The organism is Bacillus sp. 05T21 (assembly GCF_056396785.1).
Genome location: NZ_JBFTMD010000001.1, coordinates 567,852 through 589,185 on the forward strand (window position 1 = coordinate 567,852; position 21,334 = coordinate 589,185).

Consider the following 21,334-nt stretch of genomic DNA (forward strand, 5'->3'; position numbering starts at 1 on the left):
AATGCCCCCTATATAGAATTCATCATTTGAAACATCGGCATAATCATCGCTAAGTACATCAAAATGACTATAACCCCAAGACATGTAAATAAAATGGGTTGAATCACAAATAACATACGTTTAATTTTTTGTTCTACTTTTTCAATAATGAGCTCACTGTAATCACCAAGCTCATTTGCTAAATTACCGTTTGCTTGTCCATGCGTAATGATATAAGAAAGTTCTTTCTCGTAATAACCGCTTTTATCAATAATAGATTGTAACGGTTCTCCTGCAATTAATTGCCGCTCAATTCGGTCTGCTTCATACTGAAAGAACGGATGACACTTTTGCTTCATCATTATTGTTAATGCTTCGTGTACCGACAATCCACCGTGTAATAAGCCACTTAATTGAGTGGAAAAATAATGCGAATGATTTAAAATAAGAAATGTTTTCATAAGGGGAATACGGATCATAATCTTTACCTTTTGAGTAGGCGGAAGTTTTCGAAAATAAAATATATATAAATTAAATCCCGTTATAACGATAAGAAAAATGATATAAATGAAGTAGGGTAATAATTTAATTGCAACTAAAATTTGCTCCGTAAGTGGTGGTGCTGTAGAACGTAAAGAACTATACATCATTTCAAACTGAGGCAATAAAATGAGGTTAAAAACAGAAAGCATAATCATTAAAAAAATGATAAAAACATAGGATATCGCATTACTTTCATCATATCTTTCCTATATTTATCTTTCTTGTAAAGAAGTACACTCCCTTGTTGCAAAGCAAAAGAAATGTCACCATGTCGCTCTGCATAAAACAAATAACTTAACATCTCAGAGTGAAACATTAATTGGTGAAAAGAAGCGTGCAAACTTTGTCCATTTTTCAATCCCTCGATCATACGCTGTAACTGTAATTTCTTCCCTAATGGTAGTTGCAACTGCAAAAATTCTAACGCCTGCAAAAGTGAGTAACCTTTCTCTAATAAATCACTTAATCTTTTACATAATAATGCTTGATCACTTAAACTCCATTTTCTCTTAAACATATACATCTTCTTCTAAAAAGCCTAAAGCATACCCTTTTCGAACCGACGATTCCAACGTTTTATAGTGATACGTAACATGTTCTCCACTTGCTTCTTTAATCGCTTGTTTTAATTCATATCCATATAACAGTTCATAAATGCTTGCCTGTCTCACTTTCCTCATTGATTTACATAAAGTTGCACACTTCCCTCTGCAAAATGGACATTTTAATTCGACGAGCCGCTGAGCAGCTACTGCTAATAATGATTGTTCAATTTCTTGCCTTGTAATACCATAATCCATAAATCGTAGTATCGCTCCTTTCGCATCATTTGTATGCAAGGTTGTCATTACTAAATGTCCCGTCAAACTGGCCCTTACAGCTACTTTTGCTGTTTCTTCATCACGAATTTCGCCAACTAAAATAATATCTGGATCATGACGCAAAATAGCCTTTAATCCCGTTTTATATGTGATACCAGCTTTTTCATTTATTTGAATTTGTAATAAACCATCTTTTCTTTGCTCAACTGGATCTTCTAGTGTAATGATGCGACGTGTTTGCCATTTTCTAGCTACTTCTAATAACGCATACATTGTTGTTGTTTTTCCAGAACCAGTCGGCCCAGTAAATACGAGTAACCCATGCGAATGCTTTAAAAAAGAGAGTAATTTTTCCGTTGAACTTGGAAATAACGAAAGGTGAGACAACGGCTGAGCAGATGCTTGTAAATGGAGGCGAATAACGAGACTTTCTTGATATACTGTTGGAAGTGTTGAAAGGCGTAAATACACTTCTTGTCCATCAATTTGTAAGTACAACGAACCATTTTGAGGTTTTCTCCTCTCTCCTATATCCATTGATGCTAAAAATTTAAAGTGCGAAACAAGCTTTTCTCCAAATCCCTTTTCAATACACCGTTTCGTAATTAAATCTTTTCCAATACGTAATTGAATCGCCACATCCTTCTGCCTGGGCACAATATGTAAGTCCGATGCTTGCACCCCACAAGCTTCTTTCATAATCATATTTGCAAAAAGCTCGACACTATTCATCAAGTTTCCCTCCTCACTATGTATATATCATAAAAAAATGCACAAGAAAAATTAGAGATTTTGTATTTTCACTAGGATAAAAAGGGAAAATATGTTTGTGAAATTATGAACAATTTCTGAATTATTGTCTGAAATTACCTATATGGAAGTTTATCTGTATTATAATGTTAATATCTTGGATAAAGTGATAAAGGTGGAGATCCTAATGGAACAAGCTTTAAAAATTACAGGTGTGTTATCTGACCCTACTCGTTATTACATTTATAAATATATTTCGCAAAAGCATAATTACGTAACTGTACAAGAAATTGCAGATGAGTTTAACATTCATCCAAACGTAGCGCGTTTACATTTATCTAAATTAGAAGATGTTAATATGCTCAAATCAGAAACAAAAAAAACTGGGAAAGGCGGCAGACCAAGCAGACTATACGTCTTGTCTCAAGATGTCATCCAGTTACAATTCCCATTTCGCGATTATCAATTATTAGCGCAGATAGCATTTAATTCACTGCTAAGCTTAGGTAGTGCTGGTGAAAAAGCGCTATATGAAACAGGGAAACAATTCGGTAAAGAATTAATGCAACAACATATGCATCGCTTAAATGTAAGTGCAGAAGCATTGACGATAGAACAAAAAATACAAATCGCAAAAGAAGCATTCTCAACAGCTGGTTTATCTCCTGCTTTTGAAATAAGTACGGATGGCACAAAAATTTTCTATGATGTACACAATTGTCCGTTTAAAGAAGTTGCTGCGCATCATCCAACTGAAATTTGTAACATGCACGGAGATATGATGAAAGGGATTTTTGAAATCTTATTCCCGAACGTGGAATTAACACGAAACGATAGTCTACTAGATGGCTGCAAATCTTGTAACTATAAAGTTCAAATTTAGTTTTTCAACTAAGAAGAAGTCAATATTATAATTGGCTTCTTTTTTATATGAATGAATATTTACAATAGTTAGAAAAATAAACTATAATGAAAAGAGGTTTTACTTTTTTTAGAAAAGGAGGGAGATGGCATGGAGCGCATGTTTCGCGTTCTCGGCTTTTGGACTGGAATTTTCTCGGTTATGTTTTACGTAGGGGATATGCATTCGACCGCACTACTATTTTTAGGACAAACAGGATTCTTCGTACTTTTAAGTTATTTAAAATTAACAGAGCGTATGTATATATACGTATTCGGGGCATATTTAACCGTTTTCTTCATCGGATTTACATGGTACACAACATTTTTACTTGTCCCTGGAGCTGGGCATTAAGAGATGGCAAATTGCCATCTTTTTTTTAATCCCGCAATTCCCTAGTTGACTTATAGGTTTTATTACCTTATATTCTATATAACACATTGGAATTAGGGGGAATTAACATGAATACAATGCTTGTCGGAATTAACATCACAGTCATGCTCATTTTAGTTGGCGTATTGTATTATATGCAACGTAAGCATGTATCTTTTAATAAACGTGTATTTACTGCTTTAGGAGTCGGAATTATATTTGGTCTTATATTACAATTTATTTATGAGCCTACTTCTAAAGTAATTATCGAATCAAATACCTGGTTCGGTTTAATTGGTAACGGTTATGTGAAGTTGCTTCAAATGATCGTTATGCCACTTATTTTAGTATCTATTATTTCAGCATTTACAAAATTACAATTAACGAAAAACCTTGGTAAAATTAGTGGTCTTATTATCGGAATTTTAATTCTTACTACAGGAATTGCCGCAGCTGTCGGTATCGCAGCAAGCGCAGGATTTGATGTATCAGCGACAGGATTACAACAAGGTGATGCAGAATCTGCTCGTCTGAAATTAGTAGAAGAAAGATTTACTTCTATTGAAAAGACAACAATTCCAGACAAATTGTTAGAACTGTTGCCTACGAATCCTTTTCTTGATTTAACAGGTGCTCGTCCAACATCAACAATTTCTGTTGTAATATTTGCAGCCTTTATCGGGATTGCCTTTATAGGTGTAAAACGAAAATATCCAGAACAAGCAGAGCTATTTAAGAAAATGCTTGATGCTGTATATGCAATCGTAATGCGTATGGTAACATTAATTTTACGTCTTACTCCATACGGCGTATTAGCTCTTATGGCAAAGACAGTTGCTGGTAGCGATATAAATGCTATTTTAAAACTTGGTAACTTCGTGTTAGCGTCTTACGTAGCTCTTATCGTAATGTTTATCATTCACTTATTATTAATCGCACTATCTGGTTTAAATCCAATTCAATATTTGAAAAAAGTGTTCCCTGTATTAACATTTGCATTCACATCTCGCTCTAGTGCTGGTGCAATGCCATTAAATATTGAAGCTCAAAAAGAAAAGCTTGGTATTTCTGAAGGAATCGCTAACTTCGCTGCATCCTTTGGGGTATCTATCGGTCAAAACGGTTGCGCAGGTATTTATCCAGCAATGCTTGCTATGATGGTCGCTCCAACCGTAGGAATCGATCCATTACAACCACAATTTATTTTAACTTTAATCGCTGTCGTTGCTATTAGCTCATTCGGTGTTGCCGGCGTTGGTGGCGGTGCAACATTCGCAGCGTTAATCGTACTATCTACAATGAACTTACCAATCGGCATTGTCGCTCTTGTTATCTCAGTTGAACCATTAATCGATATGGGTCGTACAGCTCTTAACGTAAGTGGTTCGATGACAGCTGGTCTTATTTCTAGTAAATGGCTTGGTGAATTAGATCAGGATACGTACAATCAAGATGATGTAAAAACTGGTGAGATTGCTTCATAATAAAAAAGGACGCTAACAAAAACTGTTAGCGTCCTTTTTTAGTTCTTTTCATCTTCCTCTTTATCTTTTATACATAAGGCATAACATATTGTTTCAAACACTATGTATAAAGCTCTACCGATTACTTCAACCATAGTAAAACACCACCTGTATATTAGAATAGATAATTATAAATAAATTATATATCTTTTCGGATTTTTATAAAAACCAATCTTTATACTTCTACTAAAAACTCTTCTAGTTGCTCTTTTAACTCCAATGTAAAATCTCGTTCTTTATACTTCATTTCTATCTCCTTACACATAAAAAAAGAGAATATAATAACATATTCTCTTTTCTCAAATATATTTCATTATCTCACAGCCCGTCCCTTTCACAAATAACCATTTTGCTCGCACCATGTATGAAATTGTCCTACATCTACTCCAACTAACACGATATCCTTTAGCTCTACAGCAATACTTTGTTCCCCAATTACAATAGCAAAATGGGATTCTAATTGTTTTTCATTTTTCTTTACAGTTCCAATTCGGTTCCGATGCGGCCCATCTTTTATATATGCTTTTTGTCCTACAATATCAAAGTTCAAGATTCTCACCTCTTTTACTGCGCTCAAATTGGAAATACAATCTCCACCTCGGAAAATTTCCTTTCATTGCACTATTTCTCTATATATATGACGAAACAATAAAAGAGTCCTTCCTTCTTTACAATTATTTTTTCTTTGTTTCATTTTTATGATTGAAACGTAAAGTTTATAATAAAATACACTTGGAAGCGCTTTCTACGTAATTTTTTATGTTATAATATAAAAGTAGAACTTCGTAAAGAGGGTTAAAAAATGAATACAAACATGATTAACAAAGTAATTGAAGCATTAAAAGTATATGGCTTTCAGGATGTATCATTCTGTGAAGAAACGAAGCAATTTTTATTTCATAACGAAACCGATATTATGAGCGGCTATGCAGAAATAACATATAGTAGTCAATTCGAAAAATTTAACGTACAAATTCATCCAATTGAAACGCATCACCAAGCAGAGTTACAAGAGGTTGAAAGACATATACAAGCTTGCATACGAAAAGTAGAGTATTTAAATGCACTTCTTACTGGACAAACAAAGCTAGATGATAAAATTATTATTATGTAAAAAAAAGAACGTGAAGCTATCACGTTCTTTTTCATTATACGTTCATTTTCCCCTTCAGCTGTAATCCTGTAACAGATTCTAATACATCCATCGCTTCTTCAAACGTCATATCAAAAATTGTCTTCTCTTCTATATAGGGAAACTGTCTAAAGCGCTTTTCTAACATTTTCACTGCATCCGATGTGAAGTTTGCGCTATCAATGCCAAATTCTGTTTCAAGAAGCACAATCCAATCTAACACATGAAAACCTAATCCATTTACGAATGAAATAAGTTTTTCTTCTGGCTGTGGAGATAAGAATACGTTTCGCTCCAGCTCACTGAAAAGTTCTTCTCCTAAAATTCCTGCTAACTCATCATCATGTTCGCGTTCAATAATCTCTTCATAACCGTAATCATCAACAAGCTCTTCTACTTCTTCACTATCCGCAAAAAGCAATTGACTAAGAATTGCATCTTTCTTAAATTCACTGTTTTGTACAACCTCTAAAAAACTTGTTTCCCATCCATTTTCTAATTTCATATTTATAACTCCTTTATATGCTTTACTTATAATAACTGTGCCCAAAATAGCCTAATGGTAACCTTCACTCTTTTTTTGCAAAAAATATTTCTCGCTGCATTCCCACGTCTAACATTCCACCTTATTCAATATATATGAGACAAGTCCCTCAATTTCTCCTTCGAAAATATCAACTTCTCGTAAATGGTAGAATGTAGTTTGCAACTCATTGCCCTTGTGATATATATAAATTTTCTTTTCTAAAGCAATTGCCATCCCTAATTCTGTATGACTTCCATTCCCACCCTCTAGTATGAGTAAGAAAACATCAGCTTCTCGTATCGCTTCTTGTTCTTCTTCACCAATCTTTTGCAATTGTTCTCTATTGGTTGCTCTTTCATTTTTCGTCCAATCATATGTATGATGCCATCCCAATTCTTTCAACTGGCTTGATACGAAACGAACAAGATGTTTATTTTGAAATCCTGAAGCAATATAAAATTTCATTTATATTCACTCCTTAAATATGTATGGGGAAACTCCTTTTTTAGCGTTAATGGGATTTTTTCAAAAAAAAATCCCCATCCTTAGAACTTATTTGCGTTTCAATGATGGGGTGCCTCATGATCTTCTTTTATTTTTTGTTTTTTATAACTTTCATCAGCTAACATTTCTAGTTCAGCTGTTATTTCTGATTTTTCAAGCTCTCGTTCTTGTGAAAATTTCCGTGAAATATAAACAATAACACTACCAACGTACAACACAAAGCATATAATAAGTGCAGTATTTTCATAGAGACTTAGCTCCAACACAGTCACTCCTAATCCATTCGTATTTTCACGCTTAATCAATTGGAATTTCCCTATTAACCATTTGTTATTGTAACATAAAAATATCAATTCTTGGAATCTTTCATCCTACTAAAAAAGACATGATTGTTTAATCATGCCTCTGAAATATGTTGAATGATAGTTTTAATCGCTTCTTTCCCATTATATTTTTTTAATGCTGTTTTATACGTCTCATTATTATGAGATAGCTCTTCTATATGCTTTATAAGTGAGTTCACCGTTACATCCTCTTCATATAATACCGATGCATACCCTTGTCTTTTAAAGGATTCAGCATTTAAAATTTGATCTCCACGGCTTGCAAATTTCGATAACGGAATTAACACCATCGGCTTTTGCATTGTTAAAAATTCAAAAATCGCGTTGGATCCCGCACGTGAAATAACAAAATCTGTTGCTGCTAATATATCCGGCAACTCTTCATGTACATATTCAAATTGTCTATATCCTTCTTTATTTTGTAAGGATTCATCAAAATTTCCTTTTCCGCAAAGATGCACAATTTGATAATTTTTCAGAAGATCTGGAAGTGCCGATCGAACCGTTTCATTAATTTTCTTTGCGCCTAAACTTCCTCCCATAACAGTAATAACTGATTTCTTCCGGGAAAACCCTAGAAACTTTAAACCTTTTTCAAGATTTCCTCTTAGTACGTCTTCACGTACAGGCGATCCTGTATATATTACTTTTTCTTTCGGTAAATGTTTCGCTGCTTCTTCAAATGTAACAAATATTTTCGAGGCAAAACGGAGCGCAATTTTATTTGCTAGTCCAGGTGTCATATCAGATTCATGTAATAAAACTGGCACCCTATTTAGCCACCCTCCTATTACGACTGGTACGGATACGAAACCACCTTTTGAAAAAATAACATCCGGTTTTAGTTTACGAATTGTTACGTACGCATCCATAACACCCTTCATCACGAGAAAAGGATCTTTTATATTTTTCAAATCAAAATAACGACGTAGCTTCCCGCTTGCAATACTATGGTATGGGATTCCTTCTTTTTCTATAATCGTTTTCTCAATACCTTGATGAGAACCAATATAAGAGATATCCCAGTTCTGCTTTTGTAAATGTGGAATAATTGCTAAATTAGGTGTTACATGCCCGGCCGAACCGCCACCTGTAAAGACTATTTTTTTCATACGTCTCCCCCTTCTACACTATAGTACACTAAAATACCTTGCCTCAGGGTGAGAAAATACCATAGCCGTTACAGACGCTTCTGGCTCCATCATAAATCCTTCTGTTAATGAAATACCTATTTCTTCTGGATGAATTAAGCGAAATAATTTTTCTTGATCAGCAAGTTCTGGGCATGCTGGATAACCAAATGATACGCGTATTCCTCTATATTTTGTACGGAATCTCTCTTCCATCGTCAGTTCAGGTGAATCTGGAATTCCCCAACGATCACGAATGAGCATATGTGTTTTTTCAGCAAGTCCTTCTGCTAATTCAAGTGCTAACGACTGAATCGCATGACTGCGTAAATAATCTCCCTTCGCCTTCCATTCCTCTGCAATATCTCGAACCCCTTCTCCAACGGTAACAGATAAGAAAGCGACATAATCCATCTCATCTCCAATCGGGCGTATATAATCTCCTAAAGTACGGTATGGTGCTTTCCCTTGTCTCGGAAATTCAAATCGCTCTATAATACGTGTGTAATTTTCCGGATCGTATATAATTATATTTTGTCCATCACTTTGCGCCGGGAAAAATTGATACACCGCTTTTGGGCGTAACCAAGATTGTCCTTCTTGTAATAATTCATCAATTAAATCATTTAGCTCATGTGCTCTTTTATCCCCTTCTTGCAAGAGTTTTTTTACGTTTCCTTTTAACCCAAGATGGTGTCCAATTAACATTTGTCTATTTAAAAACGGTGCAAGATGAAGGGCAGGAATATCCCGTAATACAACTCGTTTCGTCGAATCTGGCACTATAACAGTTGCTTTTGGCAACGGCTCAATAACTGCGGGAATTTCTATTTTTTTCTCCTCTTGTTTCACAATATGAAGATGGCGTTCCTTTTTATCTCGCTTCATCTTTTCACGTTCTTCTTCTTTTTGTAATTTGTTAATAATATCAAGACCTGTCATTGCATCACTTGCATAACATACGAGCCCTTTATAAGATGGAGAAATACGATTATCTGTAAATTTCCTCGTTAGTGCTGCACCACCTACAACAATTGGAATATCAATATTCGCTGCTTTTAAATCTTCAGCAGTCGTTACCATTTGTTGCGCTGATTTTACTAACAAACCAGAAAGGCCAATAATATCAGGTTTCTTTTCTTGTACTTCTTGAACAATTCGATCCGAACGAACATTAATTCCTAAATTAATAATTTCATATCCGTTATTTGATAAAATAATTTCAACGAGGTTTTTCCCAATATCATGTACGTCTCCTTTAACAGTCGCTAATAATACTTTCCCTTTTTTTGCACTCTCACTAGATTCCATATGTGGCTCTAAATAACTTACGGCAGCTTTCATACTTTCAGCACTTTGCAATACTTCAGCAACGATAAGCTCATTACCATTAAATAATCGCCCCACCTCATCCATTCCTGTCATAAGCGGCCCGTTAATAATATCCAGAGGTTTTCGTCCTTCTGTAAGCGCGAGACTTAGATCTTCTTGTAGTCCTTGCTTCGTACCTTCCACAATATAATTTGCCAGTCGTTCATCAAGCGTTAGCGTTTCTTGTGTAGCGACTTCTTTCTTTTTGGCAACACGGTAAAAGTTTGTGAATTTTTCTAACGTCTCTTTCGTCGTTTCAAATAATAATGCATCCGCAAGACGTTTTTCTTCCTCTGGAATTAACGCATAGCGTTCTAATTTTTCCGTATTAACAATCGCATAATCTAATCCTGCTTTCGTTGCATGATATAGAAAGACAGAGTTTAATACTTCACGTCCAGCTGGTGGTAAACCAAAAGATATATTACTCACACCTAGAATCGTTAAACATTCTGGTAACGCTTCTTTAATAAGACGAATCCCTTCTATAGTCGCTGCCGCTGAACCTATATATTCTTCATCACCTGTTCCTACAGGAAACACAAGCGCATCAAAAATAATATCAGATGGGCGTATACCATACTTTTTCGTTAGTAATTCATAGCTTCTTTTAGCAATTTCTATCTTTCTTTCTGCACTAACTGCCATACCATCTTCATCAATTGTCCCTACAACTATCGCAGCACCGTATTTCCGAAGAAGGGGTGTCACTTTTTCAAAACGTTCTTCTCCATCCTCTAAATTAATAGAATTGATAACACCTTTTCCTTGAATATAAGTAAGAGCTTTCGCCATAACATTTTCATCTGTTGAATCAATCATAATCGGTACTTTTAACACTTTCGTAACTTCTGCCAAGAATTTTTCCATATCTTCTATTTCATCACGATCAGGGTCTGCCATACAAATATCAATAATATGAGCATTTTTCTTCACTTGCGCTCTTGCCACTTCAGCAGCCTCTTCAAATTTCCCTTCTGCTACTAATCTTTTAAACTTACGCGATCCAATTACATTCGTCCTTTCTCCAACAAATAAAGGCCTCATAGAATCATCATATTGCAACGCTTCTAGTCCACTAATTCCATGTCCAACCCTTTCATGATGCTCACGAGGATTAATCGAGGCAAGCGCTGATTTCATTACACGTATATGTTCTGGTGTTGTGCCACAACAACCACCAATAATATTAATCCATCCTTCTTCAGCAAAACGTTTTACTTTTTCAGCAAGTGACGCTGGAGATTCGTGATAATGCCCATCTTCATCAGGAAGACCAGCGTTTGGATAACACGAAATATAACACTCCGATAAATCAGATAGGGAACGTATATGTTCCCTCATAAATTCTGGACCAGTAGCACAGTTTAATCCAACCGATAATGGCTTCATATGCTCTACCGATAAATAAAAGGCTTCGATCGTTTGACCCGCTAAAGTCGTTCCCATCGGTTCAATTGTTCCAGAAATCATAATAGGTACTATTTTGTTTAGTTCTTCAAACGCCGCTTGAATTCCAATGTACGCAGCTTTCACATTACGCATATCTTGACTCGTTTCAACGAGTAATACATCAACTTCTCCTCTTAATAGTCCTCTCGCTTGCCTTGTATAGGCTTCAATTAACTCTTCAAAAGTCACACCACCTGTAACACTAATCGCTTTCGTCGTTGGTCCCATCGCTCCCGCAACATACACTTCTTTCCCACTTTCTTTAACCGCTTGCTTCGCCAAAAGCGCTGCCCTTTCGTTTAACTCTTCATCTAAATGAGACAATGCATAATCACTTAATACAATATTTGTTGCACCAAACGTATTCGTTTCAATAATATCTGCTCCAGCTTCAATGTAGACTTTATGAATATTTAAAATAACATCCGGTCTTGTTTTTACTAAATATTCATTACAACCTTCGTATTCTTCTCCTCCAAAATCTTCCGCTGTTAAGTCTTCTTGCTGGATCATCGTTCCCATTGCACCATCTAATATTAAAATTTCATGTTGTAATCTCTCTTCTATTCGTTTCATCAATTAATACCTTCTTTCACTTCTTGCTTTTCTCTCACATATTTCACGAGATGTTCTGTAATTTCATATTTTAAAAACGGTGTAATAAGATACATACCGTTAAAGTATTTCATCGCCGCATCGATCAACTCTTGTGAAATACGAATCCCTTCCTCTATGGCTGCCTCTTTCGTTTCATGTCCATCCATTCTTTGTCTTATCTCTTCAGGGAGAGTAATACCCGGCACTTCAAAATGAAGAAAATCTGCGTTCCGCTTACTTACTAACGGCATAATTCCAATAAAGATAGGTTGTTCCAAATGCTTTGTCGCTTCATATACTTCTTCTATTAAAGCAACATCATATATCGGCTGCGTTAAGAAATATTCAGCACCAGCATCAATTTTTCGTTCCATTCGCTTGACCGCTGCTTTTAAATGCCTTACATGAGGATTGAATGCACCTCCAACAGAAAATCTTGTTGCCGGACCAATTGATTTCCCTAAAATAGAGCGACCGTCGTTCATCTCTTTAATCATTTTAATGAGCTCTATCGATGACAAATCATATACAGAAGTTGCACCTGGGAAATCACCAACACGCGCTGGATCACCAGTTAAAGCTAGCACTTCCTCCATACCTAATGCTGATAATCCAAGTAAGTGAGACTGTAGTCCAATGACGTTATGGTCTCTACACGTTAAATGCGTCAATACTGGAATATCATGCTTCGTTAATAATGCACCCATAGCCATATTCGAAACACGAGGAGATGCTAATGAATTATCTGCTAGAGTAATAGCATCCGCTCCAGCCCTTTTCAGTGCTCTTGCCCCTTCAAAAAAACGCTGCGTGTCTAACGTTTTCGGTGGATCTAATTCCACTACAACTGTCGTTTGTTTCTTTGCCTTTTCTGCTAGAGTAACATGAGCTCTCGAACGCTTCTCATGTGTATGGACCACTTTAGGCCTTTGAATCGTCTCCTTTGCTATTACAGGTGCAACATTTGCAATAGCACGTTTCATTCCTTCAATATGTTCCGGGGTAGTACCACAACAACCACCTAATAAACGAATACCTTGTTCAATAAAGTTTGGTGTCATTTCTTCAAAATACGCTGGACTTCCCTCATATACGTAACGCCCTTCCACATAATTCGGGAGACCTGCATTCGGATATGCTGATAAATAGCCATTTTGAGGAATCGATATCATTTTGAAAGCTTCCGTCATGTGAAGCGGGCCTAGTTGACAGTTCAACCCAACAACATTGGCACCGTAATCTAAAAGCTGTTTTAATATTTCATTGACATCATTCCCATTTTGAGTCGTACCTGCCTCATGTAACGCTAACTGAGCAACAATCGGAATATTCGTTTGTTTACGCAATACTTTAACCGCATGCAATAATTCAAATTCATCATAAAAAGTTTCTAATAGTAATCCATCAACCTGTTCTTCTAGTAAAGCACCTGCCTGCTCAAGTAACATAAATTCTCGCTCTATATCAGTCGTTGTAACAGCACCAATATGTTTCATACCTCCAATTGTCCCTAAAATTGCATTCCGCTCTGTTACTGATGCTTTCGCAATATTCACTGCCGCTTTATTAATTTGGACAACTTGATTTTCTAGACCATACATGCGGAGTTTCGCTTCATTCGCACCATACGTATTCGTTTGAATAACATCCGCTCCAGCAGCTACATATTGTTTATGGATCGATATAATTAAGTCCGGATCAGACAAATTCAATTCTTCAAAACTACTTTGTAAACCATGAGAATGTAATAAAGTTCCAACTGCACCATCACCTATTACAATTCCTTTTGATAATAAATCTAGTAATTTCACGAATCTCCCTCATTTCTATCAATATAAAAAAACCCCTCTTCACTTTGAAGAGGGGGACATAATTGTTCCTCCTCTTATCATGCAAAACACACGTTTTGCAGGTTTTAGCACCGTTTCAAACATTTAGTTTGAAGGTTGCCGGGTTTCACAGGGCCTTTCCCTCCACCGCTCTCAATAAGAGTTTGTCTTTATTATTTTATTTATGTAGCTAAAAGGAAATACGTTCCCCTTTTAACAATGTTTGTTAATTTTTTATAAATTTAGCACGCACTAAAATAAAAGTCAATGACACTTGCGGAAAAATAAAAATTATTTAAAATAAAGTTGCAATTCAATTATCTTTTGTTGTAAAGTTAAAACCATAATAAAATTTCATACGAACATTCTTATCTAGAGAGGTAGAGGGACTGGCCCTTTGACGCCTCAGCAACCATTAACATTCATTCGTTAATAAGGTGCTAATTCCAGCAAATTGTGAAAGATTTGACAGATGAGAAGAAGACTCTATTCAATCCGAAAGCCTTCTTCTTAGAAGGCTTTTTTTATTTTCACTTAGTCGTTCACTTTAAAAAGGGGGAATTTTCACATGTCAACAATCGAAACAAAACTAGCACAAATCGGGAACCGTAGCGAAGCTACAACAGGAACTGTTAATCCACCTGTTTATTTCTCAACTGCTTATCGTCACGAAGGAATTGGTAAATCTACTGGTTTTGACTATTCAAGAACTGGAAATCCGACTCGCGGTCTTTTAGAACAGGCAATTGCAGACTTAGAAAGCGGTGAGCAAGGTTATGCCTGTAGTTCAGGAATGGCGGCTGTTCTCCTTGTCCTTTCACTATTCCGTTCCGGAGATGAGCTTATCGTATCTGAAGACTTATACGGGGGAACATATCGTCTATTTTCCGAACATGAAGACAAGTGGAATATTCGATGTAGATACGTAGATACACAATCTATTAAACAAATTGAGCAAGCAATCACATCTCAAACGAAGGCTATTTTCATAGAAACACCGACTAATCCATTAATGCAAGTAACTGATATCGTAAGTGTAGCAAGTGTAGCGAAAAGGCACGGACTACTTCTTATTGTAGATAACACGTTCTATACACCTTATATACAGCAACCATTAACAGAAGGTGCAAACATCGTCCTTCATAGCGCAACTAAATATTTAGGCGGTCATAACGATGTACTAAGCGGACTTGTCGTTGCGAAAGGGAAATCTCTTTGCGAGGAGCTTGCTCATTATCATAATGCCTCTGGTGCTGTCTTAAGCCCGTTTGATTCATGGCTATTAATTCGAGGGATGAAGACTTTAGCACTTCGCATGAAACAGCATGAAGAAAACGCTCATGCAATTGTTGCTTATTTAAATGATGAAGATGGTGTGACAGATGTATTTTATCCAGGAAGAGGTGGTATGATTTCATTTCGCCTTCAAGATGAAACTTGGATTAATCCTTTCTTACAATCTTTATCCTTAATTACATTTGCTGAAAGTCTTGGCGGCGTCGAAAGTTTAATGACTTATCCAGCAACGCAAACTCATGCCGACATTCCAGAAGATGTTCGAACAGCACGTGGTGTGTGTAATCGTCTTCTCCGTTTTTCAGTCGGCATCGAAAATAGCAACGACTTAATTCAAGACTTAAAGCAAGCAATTAAACTTGTAAAAGAAGGTGTAAGAATATGAGTTATTCCATAGATACGCTTTTACTGCATAATCAATACAAGCATGACACACACACAGGAGCTGTTAACGTTCCCATCTATAACACATCAACATTCCATCAGTTTGATGTAGATGCTTTCGGAAAGTATGACTATAGTAGATCTGGAAATCCAACACGTGAAGCTCTTGAAGATATCATTGCTTTATTAGAAGGCGGGACAAAAGGATTTGCCTTTGCATCAGGCATTGCAGCCATTTCTACTGCATTTCTCCTTCTTTCACAAGGTGACCATGTTCTTATTTCAGAAGATGTATATGGAGGCACTTATCGAATTGTTACTGAAGTTCTCTCCCGTTATGGTGTTTCACATACATTTGTGGATATGACCAATGTGGAAGAAGTAAAAGAAAACATTAAACCAAATACGAAGCTCTTTTATGTAGAAACACCTTCTAACCCACTTTTAAAAGTGACAGATATTCGTGCTGTTTCTAATCTTGCAAAATCTATTGGTGCTCTTACTTTTGTTGATAATACATTTTTGACACCACTATTTCAAAAACCGCTTGATCTTGGCGCAGATGTCGTTCTTCATAGTGCCACAAAATTCATTGCCGGTCATAGTGATGTTACTGCCGGATTAGCAGTTGTAAAAGATGCCGAACTCGCTCAAAAACTTGGATTTTTACAAAATGCATTCGGCGCTATTTTAGGTCCTCAAGATTGTTCTCTCGTACTTCGCGGCCTAAAAACATTGCATGTACGTCTTGAGCATTCAGCTGCAAACGCCAATAAAATTGCACACTATTTACAAGAGCACACTAAAGTTCAAAATGTCTATTATCCTGGCTTACAAACACATCTTGGATTTGACATTCAACAATCTCAAGCTACATCAGCCGGAGCTGTCCTATCTTTCACTTTACAATCAGAAGACGCACTCCGCCAATTTTTATCAAAAGTAAAATTACCTGTCTTCGCAGTTAGTTTAGGAGCTGTCGAATCGATTCTTTCCTACCCAGCTAAAATGTCACATGCAGCACTGTCGCAAGAAGCTCGTGATGAAAGAGGTATTTCTAATTCATTACTTCGGTTATCCGTTGGCCTTGAAAATGTTGACGATTTAATATCCGATTTTAAAAATGCCCTTTCTTATGTAGAAGAACCTGTAAATGCATAGGACGAACAGAAGATATGAAATTAAGTTTTCATATCTTCTTTTTTATGCCGTTAAGTATATTTTTTACTTTTCGTATAGTTCATAAAAAAACGAAAGAGCACCATCTATTTCCAAGTAATGAATTAATTGATATATTAAAAAGTAAAAAAGGGGCAAAAATAATGGATACTTGTGCAGATGTTTTAATCGTTATCGATTTACAAAATGGGGTATGTTATAGCGGAGAGCATTTATTTGATTTACAAAACTTGCTTACAAAAGTAAATAAAAGAATTTCTTCCTATAGAAAATCAAATAAACCAATCATTTTTGTTCAACATTGTGATGATGATTTAGTACCCGAAAAAGAACTTTGGGCTATTCATACCGATCTAGATGTTCAAGAACAAGATTTTTTTGTAAGAAAAACACATGCAAATTCATTTTATAAAACGAACTTAAAAGAGATTTTAGACCAATTATCTGTACATCGTATTGAATTTTGTGGTGCCCAAACAGAGTACTGTATGGATGCTACGATTAAATTTGCCCATGGACTGGGATACGAAAACTTCATGGTACAGAAAACAACCTCTACGTTAAATAATCCATTTATGTCCGCAAAAGAGACAATTAATTTTTATGAGAATATATGGAATCACAGATTTTTAAAATTGATACAAGATGAACTCTAGAATAAATGACTAATGACTTAATTATTCTAAGATTTATCAGTTACATCCAAACATTTCATTATCATCATAAAGAAGCTGATCATAATCAGCTTCTTTTCTTTTAACCTGTTATATATTCTATATATAACATTATAATTCCTTTGTCATATTATTTTAAAAATTTTGTATATTCATTTGAAAGAATAAGAAAATCATGATAAAATTGTGTTACGAATATATCTATATCTTTCAATTTTTGAAACGCATCAAAATTTTCACTCAAAAATGTCATTTTACAAAACTGTGCAAATTTATCTATTTTATTTACATCAGGGTCTCTTTTCTTACAATTTCTTTACTTTAGGACTTTTTTTCTGCAACAACTGTTTTCTTTTCTTTGATTTTTTGGTATGTATAGTATGGTATAACAGCTCACACGGAGGTGGAAAAGAACATGTTAGAAACCTTTCAAAAAGAAATAGAACTATATGAAAGCAATGCAGAATTATTGAAAGTGCTTGCTCATCCTGTTCGCTTATGTATTGTAAAGGGATTAATTGAACGTGGCCCAAGCAACGTTTCTACAATGTACACAGGCTTAAACATGCCACAATCTACAATTTCACAGCATTTAGCAAAGTTAAAAAGTGCTAAAATCGTTTCTAGTGAAAGAAAAGGATTGGAAATTTACTACAAAGTAGAAAACGAAACAATTATTCAACTCGTTCGCGTATTATTAGGTTAGGGACCTATAGACAGAGAAAAAGAGTGTATTCTATATTTTTCATCTCATATCTTTAATATAAATATATATCATGAGAGAAAATATATAATGCTACATAATTAAAAGTCGTATTAAAAAACAAGACACAGAAAATACTGTGTCTTGTTTTTTTCATATCGTTAAATATTGATTCAAAAGTAAATTCTTCATATCTTTTGTGTGTATAACAACATCGAAAGCATTACCTAATCCTCCGTTCAAAATCATAGAGCGAATAGCTCTATTTAGTTTTTGAGTTTCAGAAAAAGGGTTGGTATCTTGATGGCTAGCAAGCTGATCTAATATTCCTGCTGCTAACAAAAACTCTGATTGCTTCCTATGCCATATCGTATTAATTCCTTGCAGCTCAAAATTCATCTTCAACTCATCCCAATGAACATGCGTAGTAAGGTCCATTTCTCCTGGATATGCAAGAGGATTACGAATTAACTTGTGCTTATAATATCCTCTTAAACTTCCTTCACGATGTGCAGGATGCATCCATTCTTCTTTTGTATATCCATAATCAACTGTAATACATATACCTTTCTGAAACCATTTCGCAATCTCTTCTATATACTCTTCCATTGCAATAGGCACTTCAAAGCGCTGTCCCTCAGCAATATGAATGTTATATTTCAATAAGTAACGACCGACTCTTTTCTCTATCGGTCTAAATACTTCTGTAAGGTTTCCCTCATCTGTATAAGTGATACGTACTTCATACAAAATTCCATTTCTTTTCTCAACTATCTCAACAGGAAACGCATCAAATAATTCATTCGAAAAAATAATTCCTTCGAAAGACTCTCCCATTTCAATATAAGATGTATAATACGACACATTATCAAATAAGCAAAGCCTCTCCTGTTGTAGCCTTCTATGAAAAGGGCTCACTTCAATAATTGAATAGTTTAAATTGATAAAGGTTTCCGGGGATAATTGTTTCCATTCTTGTAAAACATCATAGGCAAACTTTCCTGTTCCCCCACCAATCTCACAAATATTTGGAGAAACTTCTCCCTTTTCAACAAGCCGAATAAAAAACTTAGCAAAAGTCTTCGCAAATACAGAAGATACATTGCTACTCGTAAAAAAATCTCCCTGTCTTCCAATTTTTTCACGTTCTCTCATATAATACCCATGTTCCTCTGCATATAATACGAGGTTCATATACGTACTATATGAAATCGAATGATCCTTTTCTTTTCCCATCCATTCTCTTAAATTGAGCTCCATCCCCATAATGACTCCTTATTGTAAAAATGGATTATTTTCTTTTTCAAAACCAATGCTTGTTTCTGGACCGTGTCCACATAGCACCGCTGTTTCATCTGGTAATACAAATAATTTCTCTTCAATACTTCCAATTAATTCAGCAAAACTTCCACCAGGTAAATCCGTTCTTCCAATACTCATTTGGAACAATACATCTCCAGAAAATACAGCATTCGCTTCTTTACTATAATAAGAAATACTTCCTGGAGAATGTCCTGGTGTCTCAAAAATTTCAAAACTAAAAGAACCGATCGTTAATGTACCCTCTTCGTCAATAATATGATCTGCTGGTTTTGCTGTAATACTGCGGTTCATCATAAAAATTTGCGAGCCATTCACAGTTGCATCGCCTAACCAATTCGCTTCTTCTTTATGTACGTATACCGGAATATGAAAAGCGTCTCTCACGGCATCAACAGCACCAATATGATCAAAGTGAGCATGTGTTAATAAAACCGCAAGTGGCTTTAACTGCGCTTCCTGTAAATATGTAACAAGTTTCTCTCCTTCATGACCAGGATCAAAAATAATACACTCATTTTGATCATTCGTTAAAATATAAGCATTTGTTTGTAATGGGCCTAAAGGCATTTGTATCCATTTCATATGAAAATCTCCTCCAGTTATTTAATTTACTTTTAATGATACAACATTTCTTTCTCTTAGGAAAAGAAGGCGTGTCATCTCGACAATCATTTTTAAAACATGTACAATATAAAAGAGTAAATATTCTAAAAACTCATTCTAAGGAATGAGTAGACAGAGGAGGATATTGTATGGGCCTTGTTATTATTTTTACGCTAGTCACTCTGTTAGCTGTATTTGCTACGCTTAGAACACTTCGCGAAAAAAACTTATTCGCGGGCGGCTTCGCTATTGCAACCGTACTTGTTTTCGGATGGTTTACAATCATGACTGTTCTATATAATGGGTACCCACCAACAGCTTAATCTATTTACATTTTTATTCTCCAACAAGATCTTGCATAAAAAGAGGAAGGGGGCCCCTTCCTCTTTTCATTATTCACAACTTATATCATCTTCGCCTCGTATTTGTGCTTTTTTACAAGCCACGCTCCTCCAATTACACCTGCATCATTACCAAGTATTGCAATTGCTAACTTCGTACTCTTTACAGCACGAGAGAAAGCATATTGCTCGAAATAACGTTGAATTGGTTCTAATAGTGAATCTCCAGCTTTAGATACGCCACCACCAATTACGATTTTCTCTGGGTTCAACGTACTAGCAAGGTTCGCTACAGCTAATCCTAAATAAGAAGCTACTTTTTCCACTACTTCACCTGCTAGTTCATCACCTTGTCCAAGCGCTTCAAACACATCTTTTGATGTAATAAGCCCTTCTTCTGCTAACATAGAACGTAAAACACTTTCTTTATCTGTCTCTTGTATTTGTTGCATAGCAACACGTACAATACCTGTTGCAGAGGCTACCGTTTCTAAACAACCTGACTTTCCGCAATTACATGGAAAAGCGCTCTCTGTAACAACTGTAATATGTCCAATCTCACCAGCAGCACCGCTTATACCATGTACAATCTCACCATTGGCGATAACACCACCACCAACACCAGTGCCAAGTGTCATACAAATTAAATCTTTTGCTCCTTCGCCAGCACCTTTCCACATTTCACCAAGCGCCGCTAAGTTTGCATCATTATCAATAACAACAGGTAATCCTGTTTCTACTTCTAGCAAGTCTTTTAACGGATAGTTTTTCCATCCTAAATTAACCGCTTCATAAATCATTCCAGATGCCACATGTACAGGACCAGGAGCTCCCATACCAATACCAATTAGCTTGCTTTTTAATTCCCCTAATTCTTCTAACTTTTTATCAATAGCTTTCGCTACATCAAGTGTAATATGTTTTCCTTGTTCATTTGTATTCGTAGGAATTTCCCACTTATGTAAAATTTCACCATACACATTAATAAATGCTAATTTAATCGTTGTACCACCAAGGTCAACACCAACTAACCATTTCTCTTCCATGTTACTTACCT

The 21,334-nt window shown here is 35.6% G+C and carries 20 protein-coding genes, 1 pseudogene and 2 riboswitches; of the genes and pseudogenes, 9 read left to right on the forward strand and 12 right to left on the reverse strand.

The genetic code is table 11. The annotated features are described in order from the left end of the window. Positions 1-8 precede the first annotated feature (8 nt). Together comGB and comGA are read right to left on the reverse strand one after the other, a co-directional pair. A pseudogene (comGB, locus tag AC1DKZ_RS03050) lies at positions 9-1,045 on the reverse strand (competence type IV pilus assembly protein ComGB). Continuing rightward, a complete protein-coding gene (comGA, locus tag AC1DKZ_RS03055; RefSeq protein WP_353825465.1) occupies positions 1,032-2,075 on the reverse strand; it encodes a competence type IV pilus ATPase ComGA in 1,044 nt (347 codons plus the stop codon). The pseudogene comGB and the gene comGA overlap by 14 nt, the downstream one beginning before the upstream one ends. Positions 2,076-2,280: 205 nt before the next feature. Here comGA and AC1DKZ_RS03060 point away from each other — a divergent pair, with 205 nt between their 5' ends. The 3 genes from AC1DKZ_RS03060 to AC1DKZ_RS03070 all read left to right on the forward strand — a co-directional run bounded on the left by AC1DKZ_RS03060 (position 2,281) and on the right by AC1DKZ_RS03070 (position 4,850). Continuing rightward, the gene (locus AC1DKZ_RS03060; RefSeq protein ID WP_476995630.1) at positions 2,281-2,976 is read left to right on the forward strand and encodes a helix-turn-helix transcriptional regulator; all 696 of its coding nucleotides are present in this window, start codon (positions 2,281-2,283) and stop codon (positions 2,974-2,976) included. A 129-nt stretch (positions 2,977-3,105) separates the two neighbouring features. Further along, on the forward strand, positions 3,106-3,348 hold the full coding sequence (locus tag AC1DKZ_RS03065; protein WP_002015110.1) for a DUF2626 domain-containing protein: 243 nt from the start codon (positions 3,106-3,108) through the stop codon (positions 3,346-3,348). 107 nt (positions 3,349-3,455) lie between these two features. After that, positions 3,456-4,850: an L-cystine transporter gene (locus AC1DKZ_RS03070; protein WP_219303538.1), complete on the forward strand. Its 1,395-nt coding sequence runs from the start codon at positions 3,456-3,458 to the stop codon at positions 4,848-4,850. Positions 4,851-5,223: 373 nt separating this feature from the next. Here AC1DKZ_RS03070 and AC1DKZ_RS03075 read toward each other — a convergent pair whose 3' ends face one another. Next, a complete protein-coding gene (locus AC1DKZ_RS03075; RefSeq protein WP_219303540.1) occupies positions 5,224-5,439 on the reverse strand; it encodes a DUF3912 family protein in 216 nt (71 codons plus the stop codon). Between the two features lie 252 nt (positions 5,440-5,691). Between AC1DKZ_RS03075 and AC1DKZ_RS03080 the strand changes: the two genes are divergently transcribed. Then, positions 5,692-6,003 (forward strand): hypothetical protein, encoded by a 312-nt coding sequence (locus AC1DKZ_RS03080; protein WP_002129099.1) that lies wholly within the window; start codon positions 5,692-5,694, stop codon positions 6,001-6,003. A 34-nt stretch (positions 6,004-6,037) separates the two neighbouring features. On the opposite strand, the gene AC1DKZ_RS03085 is transcribed toward AC1DKZ_RS03080, so the two are convergent. The 6 genes from AC1DKZ_RS03085 to AC1DKZ_RS03110 form a co-directional block, all read right to left on the reverse strand. Next, entirely contained in the window at positions 6,038-6,526 is a 489-nt protein-coding gene (locus tag AC1DKZ_RS03085) for a hypothetical protein (RefSeq protein ID WP_002015119.1), read from the reverse strand. A 108-nt stretch (positions 6,527-6,634) separates the two neighbouring features. Continuing rightward, positions 6,635-7,012: a nucleoside 2-deoxyribosyltransferase gene (locus AC1DKZ_RS03090; protein ID WP_002088632.1), complete on the reverse strand. Its 378-nt coding sequence runs from the start codon at positions 7,010-7,012 to the stop codon at positions 6,635-6,637. Positions 7,013-7,110: 98 nt separating this feature from the next. Further along, positions 7,111-7,353: a DUF3966 domain-containing protein gene (locus tag AC1DKZ_RS03095; protein WP_085960924.1), complete on the reverse strand. Its 243-nt coding sequence runs from the start codon at positions 7,351-7,353 to the stop codon at positions 7,111-7,113. Positions 7,354-7,448: 95 nt separating this feature from the next. Next, on the reverse strand, positions 7,449-8,507 hold the full coding sequence (locus AC1DKZ_RS03100) for an undecaprenyldiphospho-muramoylpentapeptide beta-N-acetylglucosaminyltransferase (RefSeq protein ID WP_476995631.1): 1,059 nt from the start codon (positions 8,505-8,507) through the stop codon (positions 7,449-7,451). A gap of 18 nt (positions 8,508-8,525) precedes the next feature. Beyond that, entirely contained in the window at positions 8,526-11,924 is a 3,399-nt protein-coding gene (gene metH, locus AC1DKZ_RS03105; protein WP_476995632.1) for a methionine synthase, read from the reverse strand. Further along, on the reverse strand, positions 11,924-13,756 hold the full coding sequence (locus AC1DKZ_RS03110) for a bifunctional homocysteine S-methyltransferase/methylenetetrahydrofolate reductase (protein WP_476995633.1): 1,833 nt from the start codon (positions 13,754-13,756) through the stop codon (positions 11,924-11,926). Before AC1DKZ_RS03110 ends, metH begins: the two co-directional genes overlap by 1 nt. Before the next feature lie 71 nt (positions 13,757-13,827). Beyond that, positions 13,828-13,937: riboswitch (SAM riboswitch) on the reverse strand. 202 nt (positions 13,938-14,139) lie between these two features. Beyond that, positions 14,140-14,253, forward strand: a riboswitch (SAM riboswitch). A gap of 89 nt (positions 14,254-14,342) precedes the next feature. Here AC1DKZ_RS03110 and metI point away from each other — a divergent pair. The 4 genes from metI to AC1DKZ_RS03130 all read left to right on the forward strand — a co-directional run bounded on the left by metI (position 14,343) and on the right by AC1DKZ_RS03130 (position 18,013). Then, positions 14,343-15,455 carry a cystathionine gamma-synthase/O-acetylhomoserine thiolyase gene (metI, locus tag AC1DKZ_RS03115; RefSeq protein ID WP_002143142.1) on the forward strand — a complete coding sequence of 371 codons (1,113 nt, stop codon included), beginning with the start codon at positions 14,343-14,345 and terminating at the stop codon, positions 15,453-15,455. Beyond that, positions 15,452-16,615 carry a cystathionine beta-lyase gene (gene metC / locus AC1DKZ_RS03120; RefSeq protein WP_476995634.1) on the forward strand — a complete coding sequence of 388 codons (1,164 nt, stop codon included), beginning with the start codon at positions 15,452-15,454 and terminating at the stop codon, positions 16,613-16,615. Before metI ends, metC begins: the two co-directional genes overlap by 4 nt. 161 nt (positions 16,616-16,776) lie before the next feature. Beyond that, positions 16,777-17,289 carry a cysteine hydrolase family protein gene (locus tag AC1DKZ_RS03125; protein ID WP_242308246.1) on the forward strand — a complete coding sequence of 171 codons (513 nt, stop codon included), beginning with the start codon at positions 16,777-16,779 and terminating at the stop codon, positions 17,287-17,289. A gap of 433 nt (positions 17,290-17,722) precedes the next feature. Next, positions 17,723-18,013: an ArsR/SmtB family transcription factor gene (locus AC1DKZ_RS03130; protein ID WP_000894375.1), complete on the forward strand. Its 291-nt coding sequence runs from the start codon at positions 17,723-17,725 to the stop codon at positions 18,011-18,013. Positions 18,014-18,163: 150 nt separating this feature from the next. On the opposite strand, the gene AC1DKZ_RS03135 is transcribed toward AC1DKZ_RS03130, so the two are convergent. Continuing rightward, a complete protein-coding gene (locus tag AC1DKZ_RS03135) occupies positions 18,164-19,276 on the reverse strand; it encodes a class I SAM-dependent methyltransferase (protein ID WP_002088639.1) in 1,113 nt (370 codons plus the stop codon). A 9-nt stretch (positions 19,277-19,285) separates the two neighbouring features. Continuing rightward, the gene (locus AC1DKZ_RS03140; protein ID WP_002143145.1) at positions 19,286-19,915 is read right to left on the reverse strand and encodes an MBL fold metallo-hydrolase; all 630 of its coding nucleotides are present in this window, start codon (positions 19,913-19,915) and stop codon (positions 19,286-19,288) included. 170 nt (positions 19,916-20,085) lie between these two features. On the opposite strand from AC1DKZ_RS03140, the gene AC1DKZ_RS03145 reads away from it, so the two are divergent. Then, positions 20,086-20,259: a DUF2759 domain-containing protein gene (locus AC1DKZ_RS03145; RefSeq protein ID WP_002015138.1), complete on the forward strand. Its 174-nt coding sequence runs from the start codon at positions 20,086-20,088 to the stop codon at positions 20,257-20,259. An 80-nt stretch (positions 20,260-20,339) separates the two neighbouring features. Here the strand turns inward: AC1DKZ_RS03145 and glcK are convergent, their stop codons facing one another. After that, entirely contained in the window at positions 20,340-21,323 is a 984-nt protein-coding gene (gene glcK, locus AC1DKZ_RS03150) for a glucokinase (RefSeq protein ID WP_476995635.1), read from the reverse strand. Between the last annotated feature and the right edge of the window lie 11 nt (positions 21,324-21,334).

Bases quoted from the DNA above. Each gene is read 5' to 3' on its own strand.
- comGA (WP_353825465.1), bottom strand. From the start codon at position 2,075: ATGAATAGTGTCGAGCTTTTTGCAAATATGATTATGAAAGAAGCTTGT.
- AC1DKZ_RS03060 (WP_476995630.1), top strand. From the start codon at position 2,281: ATGGAACAAGCTTTAAAAATTACAGGTGTGTTATCTGACCCTACTCGT.
- AC1DKZ_RS03065 (WP_002015110.1), top strand. From the start codon at position 3,106: ATGGAGCGCATGTTTCGCGTTCTCGGCTTTTGGACTGGAATTTTCTCG.
- AC1DKZ_RS03070 (WP_219303538.1), top strand. From the start codon at position 3,456: ATGAATACAATGCTTGTCGGAATTAACATCACAGTCATGCTCATTTTA.
- AC1DKZ_RS03080 (WP_002129099.1), top strand. From the start codon at position 5,692: ATGAATACAAACATGATTAACAAAGTAATTGAAGCATTAAAAGTATAT.
- AC1DKZ_RS03085 (WP_002015119.1), bottom strand. From the start codon at position 6,526: ATGAAATTAGAAAATGGATGGGAAACAAGTTTTTTAGAGGTTGTACAA.
- AC1DKZ_RS03090 (WP_002088632.1), bottom strand. From the start codon at position 7,012: ATGAAATTTTATATTGCTTCAGGATTTCAAAATAAACATCTTGTTCGT.
- AC1DKZ_RS03100 (WP_476995631.1), bottom strand. From the start codon at position 8,507: ATGAAAAAAATAGTCTTTACAGGTGGCGGTTCGGCCGGGCATGTAACA.
- metH (WP_476995632.1), bottom strand. From the start codon at position 11,924: ATGAAACGAATAGAAGAGAGATTACAACATGAAATTTTAATATTAGAT.
- metI (WP_002143142.1), top strand. From the start codon at position 14,343: ATGTCAACAATCGAAACAAAACTAGCACAAATCGGGAACCGTAGCGAA.
- metC (WP_476995634.1), top strand. From the start codon at position 15,452: ATGAGTTATTCCATAGATACGCTTTTACTGCATAATCAATACAAGCAT.
- AC1DKZ_RS03125 (WP_242308246.1), top strand. From the start codon at position 16,777: ATGGATACTTGTGCAGATGTTTTAATCGTTATCGATTTACAAAATGGG.
- AC1DKZ_RS03130 (WP_000894375.1), top strand. From the start codon at position 17,723: ATGTTAGAAACCTTTCAAAAAGAAATAGAACTATATGAAAGCAATGCA.
- AC1DKZ_RS03135 (WP_002088639.1), bottom strand. From the start codon at position 19,276: ATGGGGATGGAGCTCAATTTAAGAGAATGGATGGGAAAAGAAAAGGAT.
- AC1DKZ_RS03140 (WP_002143145.1), bottom strand. From the start codon at position 19,915: ATGAAATGGATACAAATGCCTTTAGGCCCATTACAAACAAATGCTTAT.
- AC1DKZ_RS03145 (WP_002015138.1), top strand. From the start codon at position 20,086: ATGGGCCTTGTTATTATTTTTACGCTAGTCACTCTGTTAGCTGTATTT.
- glcK (WP_476995635.1), bottom strand. From the start codon at position 21,323: ATGGAAGAGAAATGGTTAGTTGGTGTTGACCTTGGTGGTACAACGATT.